Below are 12,417 nucleotides of genomic sequence, written 5' to 3'. Positions count from 1 at the left end.
GGTCAGGGCTACGCCCCTCCCTACGATCAGCCCAGACAACCGATCCTACCGGCCATCATAGTTGCCGCTCAACCGGCCATCGTAGTTGTCGCCACGCAGAACGTGGCGGTCCTGCCGTTCAATGTGCCCCTAACGTGACCGGATTCGGAACCAGGCTAATCGAAATGAGCGTTGTGAACCAGTTGGGCGGCAGCATCACCCGAGAGTGGCTCCCTGAAGGATTGGCGGTGCAGATCGAAGTACCACTTTCGGCCCTCAGCCGCACCTGATTATCCAAACAAGCGTAGCTTGCTCGGCGGCTCTGTGGCTTCTGCCAAGCGGTAATCAAGCGCAAAGGCAACCGCAGCACAAAGGCTTTCTTTGTCTGTCGGCTTGGTAAGTACGCCAACCGTGCCGGAGATACCGGCGCCAAGGAGAGATGGGTTAGCAGTTACGAACAAGACAGCCACACCATGCTTTTCAGCAAGCAGCCTCCCCACCTCCGGTCCGGTGAGTCCGTCTCTGAGGTTCAGGTCAACGAGAGCCAGATCAAAATTCTCGCCCGCAAACTTCAGCGCCGTCGCAAGGTCAGCGGCTATGCCTACGACCCGATAACCCACGTCCTCGAGATGGCTCTGCATCTCCAGCGCGATGAGGTATTCATCTTCAACAATCAGGATGGATGGTTCCATGCGCCCTTAAATGCCATCATCCCGTGGTTCCTTTCCAGTTTGCATCAATTTGTCTCGGGATTGAAGTGGCAGGGGGCGCCGTGGTTGTTGCTGTCAGTCAGATGACAAATCTCCTGGCGATAAGTGACGCGTTAAGCCACGGCCAATTGCGTCGGTCACCGCGCTCGTGAACACCAAACCGCTGCCCGCCGTTAGTGCCCCAATTTCAGTAGGCTTTTTCGTAGCTCCAGCGTACCCGATTTGATGAAGGCAACGAGGCTGAGCGCGGGGGCTGCCCTGCAAGGTCGGTCGGGACGGCGCATACCTTGTCTCAGCGTCAATGCGCTGAACCGCCGTTAAGCCGTTCCGGCCATTGGTCTGGATTAAGTACGGGCAGCGCAGCCAATTCATCAGCGTTGAACTTCGCGCACACGTTATCATGGCCGAAAACAAGTGCCGCCGGATCGAGCGCATGAAGGCGCTCACCAACGCCTCCCAGACCGCCTTCTGAAACGACGACGTAGGCTAGCGCCGCGCCGTCGCACTTGGCCATTGCATCGATCACTATCCCGATTGTCCCACCATCGGGCCCTGTAACCTTGCTCCCAACGAGCGATGCGGCTGAAAAGAGCGTTGGCACACGCGACCGTGCGCTCCGCGTTGCCGCTGCTGCCCCTCCATCCTCATACTTGGCTTGGCGACCAAGCCAGCGCCACACGCCGATAACATTCACGAACGTCAAAAAGCCGTTGGTCCAAAGCAAATTGCTTTGACCAGATGAAATTCCAACAATTGACCAACTGACCGAGCCTATGACGAAAACGACGAATCCCCATCCTGTCACGCGCGCGCCGAGATTAGCAGCGGTCATCACCGCCGCGATCATCGTCGCAACCGGCGCAACCCAGGCAGCCACCGCTTCCACGTCAGTGACCCGCATCTGTGGGCAGGCATTCTCCGTCTAGTTCACGGAGCCAGTTGTGGGCCTTTGTCGCGGCAATCGCGCCGTGCGAAATGGCTACGTTGATTTGATCCAATCCCTCTACGATATCGCCAGCGGAATAGAGGCCAGGTATTTGTGTTTCAAACGGCGTTTGCGGGTCGAGACAACCACTGTCGTCGGTTGCAAGGCCCAGTGCCTCCGCAAGCTCGGTCCGCGGTCGAACCCCAAGTGCCGGATAGACAACATCAAATATGAGCCGTTCGCCGTTAGCCAATTCGACGGAGAGACTGTCCCCGCTTGCCGTACATTTCGCTGCCGCCTGGCGAACAATCCTGATTCCGGCGTCTGTTAGCGACTTCCGTTCGCGTTCTGATAGGTCGGCATAGCTGCATGGGATGAGCGTGATATCGTCGGTATATCGCCGCAAGAACATCGCTTCGTTGCCGCCTTGTGTGTCACATCCGATAACGCCGATCTTCCGGTCGGTGTGTTCGTAGGCATCGCAAATCGGGCAATAGCGAAGGACTCCGGAGCGGATCGCCGCTTCGTGCACGCCATGTTCGAGCGGGATCTGATTGAGATGGAGGCCGGTAGCGAGAATCAGTGTGCGCGCATGCCAATTTTCACCGGTCTGGCTCTGCACGCGGAAGATCTCGCCATCATGCATCGCCTTCACGATGCACGCCTCGCGGACGCTTGCTCCGTAGCTTTCTGCATGGCGCGTCATGCGAGCTATGAGGTCGGGCCCAGATATGCCGCCGGGAAAGCCAGGCGCGTTATGAGTGAGCGGGATGCGCAAAGCGCGTGCCGACACATCATGCAGGACCAGCACCCTGCGCCGATATCGCGCCATATACAGAGCAGCGGTCAGCCCAGCGGGTCCGGCTCCTACGACAATGCAGTCCGCTCTCTCCGCGATCATCCTTTGGGCTTCGCCGAGTTCTTCTTGGCGAAAGCCTTCGCATCGAGATCGACGTTAAGTTCACGTTCCCAGAATCGCAAATTAGCACACAGTTTGAGGAAAGAGTCACAAGGCTTGGCGCCATCAAGCGCAACGAAGCCACCATCGAGTTCCGGCGGAATGCGGGCTTCAGCAAAAAGTGTTAGAGCTGATGGGCTGTGGCCGATGAATTTGCAGTGCGCGTAAGCGTCTGAGACAAAGTCCTTTGCGACTGCGTCCTGAGCGAGCATTATGGCCCCCTCGTCCGATGGAAGGACCGCGACGGCATCGAACAACACCGAAGGGCCCCCGTCGAGTTTGTGCTTTGCAGCCACCAATTCGCCGTTACCCATGGTAACCCCTCCGATCTTTGGCGCGATGACTTCCCAGAGGGCGCTTTGATCCTCTGCCGCTTTAGTCAGCGCTGCAAACGTGCGGGCGTCTGAGCCGTCCGTGAGCAGAATGCCGAGTTTACGGCCCTTGAACGAACCCGGGCCGTTGGCGACAATGCTGAGCGCCGAGGAAGGAGGAAGCTCGAGAGTCGGCTTTGCCGCCACAGCGGCATCAGGTAGCAGCATACCCAGACCCTCAGCCACCGTGACGGCCAGTTTTTCGTCAATATTGCGAAGATGCGAGACAGCGCGCGCGCGGATGTCGGCGCGTTCGCATTTGCTAAGTTCGAACACAAAGGCGTCGCCGAGATGTTTTTGTTCGATCGGCGTTTGGCTGATGAAGAACTGGCGCGCTTGACTGTAATGATCCGCGAAGGTCTCGGACCGGAGACGCTGCTTCACCCCCTCCACTGGCGCTGAGAACGAGTTGAAACCAGTCTTCGGATTTTCGCGCGGCCCTGCCATGGGGCCCCAGCTGTTTGGCTCATAGTTCGCGCGTCCCTTGGGATTGCGCATCGCCATGTGGCCGTCCTGCTGGAAATTCATGACCGGACAACGCGGCGCATTGACAGGTATGTGGGTGAAATTTGGAGTTCCGAGACGCTTCAGCTGCGTGTCGAGATAGGAAAAATTGCGCCCGTGCAGGAGAGGATCGTCGCTGAAATCGATGCCCGGCGGGACGTGTTGCGTGCAGAAAGCCACCTGCTCGGTCTCTGCGAAGAAATTGTCCACGTTCTGATTGAGCGTCAGGGTTCCGATCTTGCGCACCGGCACTACTTCTTCCGGGATCAGTTTGGTGGCGTCAAGGTGGTCGAAATCGAACTTGTCGGCCTGCTCTTGAGTGAACAGCTGAACACCCAGATCCCACTGTGGAAAGTCTCCGGCCTCAATTGCGGTCCATAAATCGCGGCGATGGAAATCCGGATCGGCTCCGTTGATCTTGACCGCCTCGTTCCACAGAACAGATTGCAGCCCCTGCCGCGGCTTCCAGTGAAATTTGACGAAGGTGGATGCGCCGGCCTCATTGACCAGACGGAAGCTGTGGACGCCGAACCCTTCCATAGTCCGGAAAGATCGCGGGATGGTGCGGTCAGACATCTGCCACATGACCATGTGCCAAGCTTCTGGCATCAGTGACGCGAAGTCCCAGAAATTGTCGTGGGCCGACTGCGCCTGCGGAAAAGCCCTATCGGGCTCCTCCTTCACGGCATGCACGAGATCGGGGAATTTAATGGCATCCTGGATGAAGAAGACAGGGATGTTATTTCCGACAAGATCCCAATTACCTTCGCGCGTATAGAATTTGACGGCGAAGCCGCGTACGTCGCGGGCGAGGTCGAACGAACCTGCGCGGCCCGCCACGGTCGAAAAGCGGACGAAAGCCTCGGTTTGTTGACCTACCGACGAGAGTATGTCGGCGCGCGTGAGATCGCCAAGGCTCTCGGTGAGCTCGAATACGCCGCGCGCGCCATAACCGCGGGCATGAACCACGCGCTCGGGAATGCGCTCGTGGTCGAAGTGAAAGATCTTCTCGCGCAAGATGAAGTCTTCCAGCAGCGTTGGTCCGCGCGCGCCGGCCCTAAGGCTATTCTGATCGTCAGCAACGGGGACGCCCTGTTGAGTGGTCAACGTGGCGTTAGCGTCTTCAGTCGTCTGATGGGTTTCACCCCCATTGCCTTGAGGTTCATGATAGCTATGCGGCAAGTCTGCCCCGGCCGGAAGAGCTTCTTTAGCCTTTGCAGTCGTCTCGTTCCTTTTCCCGTCGCCACGCTTGCCGTTCTTCGCCATCTCGTCCTCCTCTCTTGAACTGTCGCTTAATGACTATGCGGCCGAAATCTCTTTCTTCCTGGCGCGCAGCTGTTCGCCGAGCGCCTTGAGGTCCATGTCACTAGCGCGACATTCGGGGAACATTTCCTTTTCCTCCTCCTGAACGTGGTGATCGACATATTCCCCAAGAACTTTGACCTTTGCATCGAATAGTGGCTCAGAAGGCGAACTTGCTTCGATCTGCGCAATCAGATCCTTGGCGCTGGCGTGCTCCACCTCGGCTTCGTCAAGCAAGTCATCGTCGTCGAGCGCCTCATAGGCCGCTGGGTAAAAAATCTCTTCTTCGATCTGGGCATGGACAGTCAGGGCGCGGCATATCTTTCTGGCGAGCGCCTCTCTTTCTTTGTCGCTTTCGGTCTTCTCGTATTGCTCGAACATGGCCTTGACCTCGCGGTGATCGGCTTTGAGCAATGCGATAGCATCCTCGGTCCGCTTCGCGGCTGCAGATGTCCGGCGCGACGCGCGCGAGCCGCTCTTCGGCTTCGACTTTCCTGATTTGCTGACCATTGATCCCATCCTTGCTACTTAGGTTGTCACGAAACTGCGGCTAAGAGCTACGGTTCCCGAAATGTAAGCGGAAAATGTGACAATCCCAGCGATGCGCAGTCAATCTTCTATACTGCGGTGCACAGTGTCATCTATTACCCGTGCGTTGGTAGAGCCCGTGCCGGTGTCGCTGTTCCAAACCATTGAGGTAGGTGCGACGCAGGGTGACGTTGCAATCACCACAGCTCGCCGTCGCGCAAGCACGGCGCCGCGCTGCCAGACCGGATTTCCGGCATCGACAATCGCGAGGGCAAGCAAGGCTCCGCCCACGGGACGAACAAGCGTGTGGACCATATCCCAGGCGCTATCGAGCCAGCTTATCTTGTCCGCGAAGAATTCGACGATTGCGCCGGCCCCGGCAATGCCGAGGACCCAATAGCTGGCCAGTGCATCGAGAGACTGGAGGTGCCCCGGCATGGCGATCCACCCAAGTCGCATGCCCAGTCCCACGGCGAAAATGCAGAGATAGAGCCGCCAACCGGCAAGCAGGCTGATGCTTGCGGCAATGCTGATGATTTCTACTGCACTCATCCCGGTCATCCCTGCTTGGGCTCGAAGAGAGGGATCAGCCCGCCATTGCTAGATTAAGGTTCATGCCCGTTTGCAGAACGGGCTCGCAGAGAAATACCATGGCAATCGCAAGGTGATGAGGCGATTCAGCATCGTCACCGCATGACGATTGTCTCAAAGCCATCATCCAGTCTCCGCGCTCGGGCGGCGCGGGGACTGGTATGCGGCAAGCCAGCGCGTGCAGCCCTGCATCACATTGCTGATGCGAGAGGCCCTTTGCCTTCCTCGGTATAAATCCGGTAAGTTTCACCTCCGGTGCAGTTGGCGACGATTGTACCATCGCTGGCCTGACGTTCAGCCTTCGCTATGCCGTCGCACTTCTGGCCGCTAGCCGTGATGACTTCACGCGCGATGCGCGAGGGCAATCCTTCCGGAGCCGGCTTCATCGCCGCAGCGGGCGCGGCAGGTGCGGTCACGTTGGCTGTCGTTTGTGCCGTCTCTGTCGAAGCATCTGCAGGCTCTTCCGGTTTGGAGTTGCAGGCAGCCAACATCAGGCTGAGGGCAAGCGCAGTTGTGGCTGGTGCTTTCATGACGTTCTCCTGTTCTTTTTGTCTTATGGGACCTCCAGCGTAGATCGTCGGGGATGCAGGTCAACTGTCGAAGAACCGTCGAGCCGCTACGCCAGGGTTCGTGTGCAACGACGGCCATCAAGAGCCTGCACCATGGAATGGCGGCACCGTTGTTGACCTTGGTTATGCCGCTCTTGTTCGCCCAGCTGAGGGTCACGGGATTGTCAGCAGGCCCGTTCACCTCGCGCCCTCCCAACAGCCCACGGCTCTTTCCGGCATCCGGGACAGCGGGCGCATGATGTTCCCAAAGCCCCCTTCTCTCACGCAATGTTAACCTCCTCCCGGCCATGATTGCTTCCACACCTTGCTGACAAAGGAGACGGCGCCAGCGCTGCGGCCAGGCGATCGGTATTCATTATGATTGAGAACCAGAAATTCCGTCCCGCCACGGTCATCGGACCACTCGGTGAACCGCTCACCCTCGATTCGCTGCCGCCAAGAGACACCCGACGCTGGGTCGTGAGGCGTAAGGCCGAAGTCGTTGCTGCCGTCAACGGTGGGCTGCTCACCGTCGACGAAGCCTGCGAGCGCTATGACCTGACCATCGAGGAGTTTGCCGCCTGGCAGCGCGCCGTCGACCGGTCTGGTATGCAGGGGCTGCGGGTCACGAGGCTGCAACACTACCGTGACCTCTATGAGCGCCAGCAGAAATATTGACCGGCGTTTGCATGGCCTAATCTGTCCGGTTAGGCTGTCAGTCGCAGAATAGACAAGGCGTCAAGCAAGGAGTGGATGATGGCGTACAAGATCGATGAAATCGAAGGGATTGGAGCGAAGTACGCCGAACGCCTGCAGGCAGCGGGCATCAAGACCACGGACGATTTGCTCAGCGCCTGCGGCAGCCGCAAAGGCCGCGACGACGTTGCCACGCAAACCGGATTTTCTGCCAGCCAGCTGCTCAAGTGGGCCAACATGGCCGACCTGATGCGGATTTCAGGCGTGGGCGAGGAATATTCCGAACTGCTCGAGGTCGCCGGCGTCGACACGGTCAAGGAACTGGCTACCCGTAATGCCGAGAACCTGGCGGCGAAAATGAAAGAGGTGAACGAGGCGAAGAAGCTCACCCGAGCAGTGCCCGCTGCCTCGCAGGTCCAGAAATGGGTCGATCAGGCCAAGACCATGGATCCCGCGATCAGCCATTGATCGAGGGGCATCGCGTCCGGACACCAGGAAATCGGGAGAGGCCATGAGCGAGAATCCGGCTCAAAAGCAAAGTGTCGAACGCCTGCCTGACCAGCGGTCCTCGATGATCACTGACGAACTGAACAAGGTCCTGACCATGCTGCAGGGCGCATGCCCCAAAGACGCGATCATCAGCTTCGATTTCGATGGCAGGCTACATGTTCATGTCGACGTGCACAGCTTCGAAGACCTGCTCAAAGTCGAGGGGATCCTGCCGATCCTGGGCGGCGGCACCTTTCACGACCTGACGCGCGGGGAAACCCCGCACCGCCCCTTCCACCATCGGCTGAGCGCGATCATCGATCGTTGAAGGCGAACCCCGGCTCGCCCCTACGCAGACAAGCCCGCAAGATATGAACAAAGCCGAGGGCCTGCAGGGCAGATCCTCGGCTTTATCGTGCATCATCGGCAACCGTCGTCAGCGGCGACAGTATCCAGGGTGCGTCATTTGACGATGAAGGTGATCGACAGGATCACCCGCCATTCGCTGACTTTGCCATCGTTGACGGTAACCTTGGTGTCCTTGACCCAGGCGCCTTCGATGTTGTCGATGGTCTCTGCCGCCTTGGCGATGCCGCTGGAAACCGCATCCTCAAAACCCGTCGTCGAACTGGAAATCACTTCGATTACTTTGGCGATAGCCATGGTGTTTCTCCTGAAAATCCCCCGTATGGGTCGCCCCCAGCCTGACGATCAATCCAGAAGTTCGGCCGGAACCTTGCCGCCATTGGCCGCCAGTTCCCGCATGACCTGCTTGTGCAGCCAGATGTTCATTTCTGCGCTACCGTCGAGGGCGCCGGTGTAACCGAGTTCCTGGGCGAGACCCTTGCGCTCGGTGAGGCTGGAATCGAGGCCGAGCAGCTTCATCAGGTCGACAATCGAGGTTCGCCAGTTGAGTTTCTGGTCGGACTTTGCCGCAAGGCCACTTAGGATGGCTTCCACGTCGACTTCGGAAACCGGCTGCGGTGCGACTGGTGTCGGTGCCGCGGGAGCCGCCGCCGTGGTCTGTGCGGGTGCGGGTGCAGCCGGAGCCGCCTCCGCCCTCTTGCCGAAAATGGCGTCCTTGATCTTACCGAAAAAACTCATCGCGCTTCTCCTTGCTCTCTGACATCATCCCGAAACGAGTGTGTGGGAGCCATGTTGCTTTGGCAAGTCATGGGCGATGATCATGACGTCTGTCGTACACGTCTGGCGTCGTTTTAGAACAGGAGGCCGCAGTGAATATTGCAGACATCATGAAACAGACTGGGGCGCTTGATTCCGTATCACGTGAACTGGGTGTCGACCCCGCAACAGCCCGCACCGGAGCAGAGGCGCTGCTTCCCGCCATCCTCGGCGGCTTCAAGAAGCAGGCGCAGCCCGCGCCGGGCGGTCTTGGCGGACTGATCGACATGCTGGGCGGTGCCGGCGGCGGCGGCCTGCTGGAGGCGGTGACCGGCAGTGCTCCGACCCCCGCAGCACCTGGCAATGAAATCCTGGGCCAGATATTTGGCTCAAAGGAGGTCAGCCGGACTGTTGCTGGCCAGGCATCGCAATCGACCGGCATCGATCCTGCGCTGCTCAAGAAGATGCTGCCGCTGCTGGCCATGGCCGTCACCGGGTATCTGGCCAGCCAGAAAGCGGGCGGCGGGGCCAGTGACACCGGACAGGGCGGCGGCCTTGGGGGCATGCTGGGCCAGGTACTCGGCGGCGTGATGGGCGGCGGTCAAGGCGGAGCGGCGCAAAGCGGCGGTCTTGGTGGTCTTGCGTCGCTGATCGACCTCGACGGCGATGGCAATCCACTCGACGACATTCTGGGCATGGCAGGACGGCTCGGCCGCTGACACGGGCGGCGCAGCCTACTGGTCTCATGGCGCCACACAAGCGAAAGGGGGAGAGCCAATGATACGCAAATTCGCAGCCGAATTCGTCGGCACATTCTGGCTGGTATTCGGAGGCTGCGGTTCGGCCGTCCTGGCCGCCGGATTTCCGGAGCTCGGCATCGGGTTCACCGGTGTCTCGCTGGCCTTCGGCCTGACGGTCCTGACAATGGCCTATGCAGTCGGCGGGATTTCCGGCGGCCATTTCAATCCCGCGGTTTCGCTCGGGCTGGCGCTGGCCAATCGGTTCTCGTGGAAGGAGCTGATCCCGTACTGGATTGCTCAGGTGGTAGGCGCGGTTGCCGCCGCAGTCGTGCTCTACGCCATCGCCTCGGGCAAGACCGGGTGGAGCGCCGGCGGTTTTGCATCGAACGGCTTTGGCGACCTGTCCCCCGGCGGCTACTCGATGCAGGCAGCCCTGCTGATCGAGATCGTTCTGACGGCAGGGTTCCTGATCGTCATTTTGGGGGCGACATCAAAGGCGGCCCCTTCAGGCTTTGCGCCGATCGCGATCGGCCTGGCGCTGACCCTGATCCACCTGATCTCGATCCCCGTCACCAATACCTCGGTCAATCCGGCCCGGTCCACAGGCGTGGCCATCTTCGCCGACACCGCGGCCCTGGGCCAATTGTGGCTGTTCTGGGTCGCCCCTCTTGTGGGTGCGGCGATCGGCGCCTTGATCTGGCGGGTCATGCTGTCACCTGGCGAAGCACCGGAAAACATCGGCAACGATCAATTCGTGGACGTCAGCGTGACGCACCTGGAAATCCGCAACTGAGGAGGAAGAGACTATGGGTTGGATCATTGCACTGATCGTGGGCGGCATCGCCGGCTGGCTCGCCAGCAAGGTGATGAACCGTGATGCCTCGATGGGCATTTTCTGGAATATCGTTGTCGGCTGCATCGGCTCGCTGATCGGCAATGCGGTTGCCGGACCACTGCTCGGCATCAGCGGCAGTGTGCAGGAATTTTCTCTGACCGGGCTGATCATTGCCTTCGTCGGCGCCGTGATCCTGCTCGGGATCGTCAACATGGTGCAGCGCAGGAATATCCGCTGAACCAGGCGGACTTTCGGGTGGGGTGCGCCTCACCCGAACATCCGTCACGTTTTCCGGCTGAGCCCGAATGCCTGCGATTGTGCGGGTGGGCGATGTGCCGCCCTTACCTTATTCCTGATTTACTTCCATGATCCGCAAGGCCCGCTGCTTTCCGGCACGATCGGGCCATGAAATTGACTGCCCCGGTCTCAGGCCGAGCAATCCAGCCCCAACCAGCGACAGGATCGAAATGCGTCCCGCTTCGATGTCGGCAGCTTGAGGGTAGACAAGTTGCAGCGTGCGCTCGGCGTCACTCGCCTCGTCAACAAACTTAACGATCGATTGCATGGCGACGACATCCCCCGGCAGCCGGGAATCCTGCACAACCTTGGCGCGGTTGATCTCGGCGAGGAGCAGTTCGGCCACCTGCGGCAGCCGCTCTTCCGCCTCGATGGCAAGATTACCGATCCGTTCCGCGTCGGTTTCACGAATCTGGATCGGTGGCCGGGCCCGGGCCTTGCGATGGGTGGTCATGGTGTTCTCCGTCAGCGCCGGTCATGCAGGCGCGGTGCGCTGGAAAAGCGCGATGTAAAGGCTGATGCTCGGTTTTGCCCCGGACTGCGCCGGACGTGGCTCTCGCTGTCCGGGGCTATTGGCCCACGAGAAGCGAACTCGCATGGCAGCGCTGACGCTGACGTGTGGCAAACCGGTACATGACACGATAATGGCTGCAAGCGATCCTCAAGTCAAACCAGGTGTCACGCCCGATCAGTGCAGCAGCGCCTTTTGCAGGCCATTTGCCACGCAATAAGCGTTGTTCGGAGCGAGGGCGACATGCAGCCCGGTGGCCTGGGCCAATGCCGGCCGAACAAGATTGATGGCTGCACTGCCGCCGGTCATGACAATGCCGTCATCGTGGATATCACGACTGAGCTCGGGCGATATGTCACCCAGCATGTTCACAACCATCCTGGTGATGCCGGCAACATGCTTTTCGACCACGGGGAGCAGATCACCTATCGGCAGTTCCAGGGCTGCGGGTAATCCGTTCACGAGGTCGCGTCCCTTGAACCGGGTCCTGGCGGCAGGGGCTGCCTGATCCTGGAGCATCCTGACGATGTCGCGTTTCGCGTGTTCAGCAGTGTTCATGCCGATAAGGAACTTGTGCTGAAAATGGAGATGATCGGCAATCGCGCGATCAAGCGCATCGCCTCCACCGCGTAGGGATGCGGTCGCGCAGGTTCCGCCCAGTGACAGGACGGCCGCCTCCGTCGTACCGGCACCGCATTCCACGATCATGGAGCCGCGGGGATGATCGACATGAAGGCCTGCTCCCCACGCGGCAGCCAAGGGTTCCGTCAACAGTTCGACAGCTCCCAGACCAGCATCGCTTGCCGCGGTGAGCAGCGCGCCACGCTCTGCGTTGGTAGCGTCAGCTGGCACTCCGATGATTGCGCGAAAGGAGCGGAGCCTGCGCTGGCCGACACTCGATCGCACGGCATAGGCCAGATAGTCGCGGGCCGCCGCGATATCGCAAAGCACTCCGCGATGCAGAGGGCGCACGATCCGCAGGTCTCCGGATGCACGCTCCTGCATGGGGCCGACGGCAGCTCCGGCAGTGACCAGTTCACCGGCATCGACGCGCCCCGCGAAGCAGCAGAGCGACGGCTCATCGAACAGGACACCGCCATCAGCCGACACCACCCGCGTATTGGCCGTGCCAAAATCAATCGCGAAATCGGCCTTGCCAGCGCCGGGAAACAGTCTTCTCATCTCGGCCCGATAGCAGTTGCTCCAGGGGAAGTCTCCCGAGAGCTTCCAACCTCCTGTTGCGGGCTCAGAAATCCGAATCCTATCCCTGCCTTCGGCCTTCCTTCATTCAACTGCAAAGTCGATGGGCCA

General features: G+C 59.9%; 17 protein-coding genes. 6 read left to right on the top strand and 11 right to left on the bottom strand.

Annotation, left to right across the window (positions count from 1 at the left end; translation table 11 throughout):
- Window positions 1-269: 269 nt before the first annotated feature.
- From DI606_RS16940 to DI606_RS16910, 7 genes are all read right to left on the bottom strand, one after another.
- Window positions 270-671, bottom strand: coding sequence for a response regulator (locus tag DI606_RS16940; protein WP_293985092.1), 402 nt, complete (start codon window positions 669-671; stop codon window positions 270-272).
- Between the two features lie 316 nt (window positions 672-987).
- Window positions 988-1,590 (bottom strand): PRC-barrel domain containing protein, encoded by a 603-nt coding sequence (locus DI606_RS16935; protein WP_293985090.1) that lies wholly within the window; start codon window positions 1,588-1,590, stop codon window positions 988-990.
- Window positions 1,577-2,515 carry an NAD(P)/FAD-dependent oxidoreductase gene (locus DI606_RS16930; protein ID WP_293985088.1) on the bottom strand — a complete coding sequence of 313 codons (939 nt, stop codon included), beginning with the start codon at window positions 2,513-2,515 and terminating at the stop codon, window positions 1,577-1,579. The genes DI606_RS16935 and DI606_RS16930 overlap by 14 nt, the downstream gene beginning before the upstream one ends.
- On the bottom strand, window positions 2,512-4,713 hold the full coding sequence (locus DI606_RS16925) for a catalase (protein ID WP_293985086.1): 2,202 nt from the start codon (window positions 4,711-4,713) through the stop codon (window positions 2,512-2,514). Before DI606_RS16925 ends, DI606_RS16930 begins: the two co-directional genes overlap by 4 nt.
- A 33-nt stretch (window positions 4,714-4,746) precedes the next feature.
- Window positions 4,747-5,259: a hemerythrin domain-containing protein gene (locus DI606_RS16920; RefSeq protein WP_293985085.1), complete on the bottom strand. Its 513-nt coding sequence runs from the start codon at window positions 5,257-5,259 to the stop codon at window positions 4,747-4,749.
- 99 nt (window positions 5,260-5,358) lie between these two features.
- Window positions 5,359-5,838: a DUF4126 domain-containing protein gene (locus DI606_RS16915; RefSeq protein WP_293985083.1), complete on the bottom strand. Its 480-nt coding sequence runs from the start codon at window positions 5,836-5,838 to the stop codon at window positions 5,359-5,361.
- 221 nt (window positions 5,839-6,059) lie between these two features.
- Window positions 6,060-6,398: a hypothetical protein gene (locus tag DI606_RS16910; protein WP_293985082.1), complete on the bottom strand. Its 339-nt coding sequence runs from the start codon at window positions 6,396-6,398 to the stop codon at window positions 6,060-6,062.
- Between the two features lie 396 nt (window positions 6,399-6,794).
- Between DI606_RS16910 and DI606_RS16905 the strand changes: the two genes are divergently transcribed.
- The 3 genes from DI606_RS16905 (at window position 6,795) to DI606_RS16895 (ending at window position 7,929) form a co-directional block, all read left to right on the top strand.
- Complete coding sequence (locus tag DI606_RS16905) at window positions 6,795-7,094, top strand: DUF1153 domain-containing protein (protein ID WP_293985081.1); 300 nt, start codon at window positions 6,795-6,797, stop codon at window positions 7,092-7,094.
- A 78-nt stretch (window positions 7,095-7,172) separates the two neighbouring features.
- Entirely contained in the window at window positions 7,173-7,580 is a 408-nt protein-coding gene (locus tag DI606_RS16900) for a DUF4332 domain-containing protein (protein WP_293985080.1), read from the top strand.
- A 43-nt stretch (window positions 7,581-7,623) separates the two neighbouring features.
- The gene (locus DI606_RS16895) at window positions 7,624-7,929 is read left to right on the top strand and encodes a hypothetical protein (RefSeq protein WP_293985078.1); all 306 of its coding nucleotides are present in this window, start codon (window positions 7,624-7,626) and stop codon (window positions 7,927-7,929) included.
- Between the two features lie 134 nt (window positions 7,930-8,063).
- Here DI606_RS16895 and DI606_RS16890 read toward each other — a convergent pair whose 3' ends face one another.
- Together DI606_RS16890 and DI606_RS16885 are read right to left on the bottom strand one after the other, a co-directional pair.
- Complete coding sequence (locus tag DI606_RS16890) at window positions 8,064-8,264, bottom strand: dodecin family protein (protein WP_006952117.1); 201 nt, start codon at window positions 8,262-8,264, stop codon at window positions 8,064-8,066.
- 48 nt (window positions 8,265-8,312) lie between these two features.
- A complete protein-coding gene (locus DI606_RS16885) occupies window positions 8,313-8,705 on the bottom strand; it encodes a DUF3597 domain-containing protein (protein ID WP_293985075.1) in 393 nt (130 codons plus the stop codon).
- A 149-nt stretch (window positions 8,706-8,854) separates the two neighbouring features.
- On the opposite strand from DI606_RS16885, the gene DI606_RS16880 reads away from it, so the two are divergent.
- The 3 genes from DI606_RS16880 to DI606_RS16870 are packed head-to-tail and all read left to right on the top strand — an operon-like array spanning window position 8,855 to window position 10,536.
- Window positions 8,855-9,442 (top strand): DUF937 domain-containing protein, encoded by a 588-nt coding sequence (locus DI606_RS16880; protein ID WP_293985073.1) that lies wholly within the window; start codon window positions 8,855-8,857, stop codon window positions 9,440-9,442.
- A gap of 58 nt (window positions 9,443-9,500) precedes the next feature.
- Window positions 9,501-10,256: an aquaporin Z gene (aqpZ, locus tag DI606_RS16875; RefSeq protein ID WP_293985072.1), complete on the top strand. Its 756-nt coding sequence runs from the start codon at window positions 9,501-9,503 to the stop codon at window positions 10,254-10,256.
- Window positions 10,257-10,269: 13 nt separating this feature from the next.
- Window positions 10,270-10,536 carry a GlsB/YeaQ/YmgE family stress response membrane protein gene (locus DI606_RS16870; protein ID WP_006952121.1) on the top strand — a complete coding sequence of 89 codons (267 nt, stop codon included), beginning with the start codon at window positions 10,270-10,272 and terminating at the stop codon, window positions 10,534-10,536.
- 108 nt (window positions 10,537-10,644) lie between these two features.
- On the opposite strand, the gene rnk is transcribed toward DI606_RS16870, so the two are convergent.
- Both rnk and DI606_RS16860 read right to left on the bottom strand, forming a co-directional pair.
- Window positions 10,645-11,049: a nucleoside diphosphate kinase regulator gene (rnk, locus tag DI606_RS16865; RefSeq protein ID WP_006952122.1), complete on the bottom strand. Its 405-nt coding sequence runs from the start codon at window positions 11,047-11,049 to the stop codon at window positions 10,645-10,647.
- A 234-nt stretch (window positions 11,050-11,283) separates the two neighbouring features.
- The gene (locus tag DI606_RS16860) at window positions 11,284-12,288 is read right to left on the bottom strand and encodes a rod shape-determining protein (protein WP_293985069.1); all 1,005 of its coding nucleotides are present in this window, start codon (window positions 12,286-12,288) and stop codon (window positions 11,284-11,286) included.
- Window positions 12,289-12,417: the final 129 nt, after the last annotated feature.

The organism is Sphingobium sp., assembly GCF_003248505.1.
Lineage (GTDB): Bacteria > Pseudomonadota > Alphaproteobacteria > Sphingomonadales > Sphingomonadaceae > Sphingobium.
This window is presented reverse-complemented; position numbering and strand designations above follow the sequence as displayed.

What these genes read in the sequence shown, in the direction of transcription:
- DI606_RS16940 (WP_293985092.1), bottom strand. Translation starts at nt 671, where the DNA reads ATGGAACCATCCATCCTGATTGTTGAAGATGAATACCTCATCGCGCTG.
- DI606_RS16935 (WP_293985090.1), bottom strand. Translation starts at nt 1,590, where the DNA reads ATGCGGGTCACTGACGTGGAAGCGGTGGCTGCCTGGGTTGCGCCGGTT.
- DI606_RS16930 (WP_293985088.1), bottom strand. Translation starts at nt 2,515, where the DNA reads ATGATCGCGGAGAGAGCGGACTGCATTGTCGTAGGAGCCGGACCCGCT.
- DI606_RS16925 (WP_293985086.1), bottom strand. Translation starts at nt 4,713, where the DNA reads ATGGCGAAGAACGGCAAGCGTGGCGACGGGAAAAGGAACGAGACGACT.
- DI606_RS16920 (WP_293985085.1), bottom strand. Translation starts at nt 5,259, where the DNA reads ATGGTCAGCAAATCAGGAAAGTCGAAGCCGAAGAGCGGCTCGCGCGCG.
- DI606_RS16915 (WP_293985083.1), bottom strand. Translation starts at nt 5,838, where the DNA reads ATGACCGGGATGAGTGCAGTAGAAATCATCAGCATTGCCGCAAGCATC.
- DI606_RS16910 (WP_293985082.1), bottom strand. Translation starts at nt 6,398, where the DNA reads ATGAAAGCACCAGCCACAACTGCGCTTGCCCTCAGCCTGATGTTGGCT.
- DI606_RS16905 (WP_293985081.1), top strand. Translation starts at nt 6,795, where the DNA reads ATGATTGAGAACCAGAAATTCCGTCCCGCCACGGTCATCGGACCACTC.
- DI606_RS16900 (WP_293985080.1), top strand. Translation starts at nt 7,173, where the DNA reads ATGGCGTACAAGATCGATGAAATCGAAGGGATTGGAGCGAAGTACGCC.
- DI606_RS16895 (WP_293985078.1), top strand. Translation starts at nt 7,624, where the DNA reads ATGAGCGAGAATCCGGCTCAAAAGCAAAGTGTCGAACGCCTGCCTGAC.
- DI606_RS16890 (WP_006952117.1), bottom strand. Translation starts at nt 8,264, where the DNA reads ATGGCTATCGCCAAAGTAATCGAAGTGATTTCCAGTTCGACGACGGGT.
- DI606_RS16885 (WP_293985075.1), bottom strand. Translation starts at nt 8,705, where the DNA reads ATGAGTTTTTTCGGTAAGATCAAGGACGCCATTTTCGGCAAGAGGGCG.
- DI606_RS16880 (WP_293985073.1), top strand. Translation starts at nt 8,855, where the DNA reads ATGAAACAGACTGGGGCGCTTGATTCCGTATCACGTGAACTGGGTGTC.
- aqpZ (WP_293985072.1), top strand. Translation starts at nt 9,501, where the DNA reads ATGATACGCAAATTCGCAGCCGAATTCGTCGGCACATTCTGGCTGGTA.
- DI606_RS16870 (WP_006952121.1), top strand. Translation starts at nt 10,270, where the DNA reads ATGGGTTGGATCATTGCACTGATCGTGGGCGGCATCGCCGGCTGGCTC.
- rnk (WP_006952122.1), bottom strand. Translation starts at nt 11,049, where the DNA reads ATGACCACCCATCGCAAGGCCCGGGCCCGGCCACCGATCCAGATTCGT.
- DI606_RS16860 (WP_293985069.1), bottom strand. Translation starts at nt 12,288, where the DNA reads ATGAGAAGACTGTTTCCCGGCGCTGGCAAGGCCGATTTCGCGATTGAT.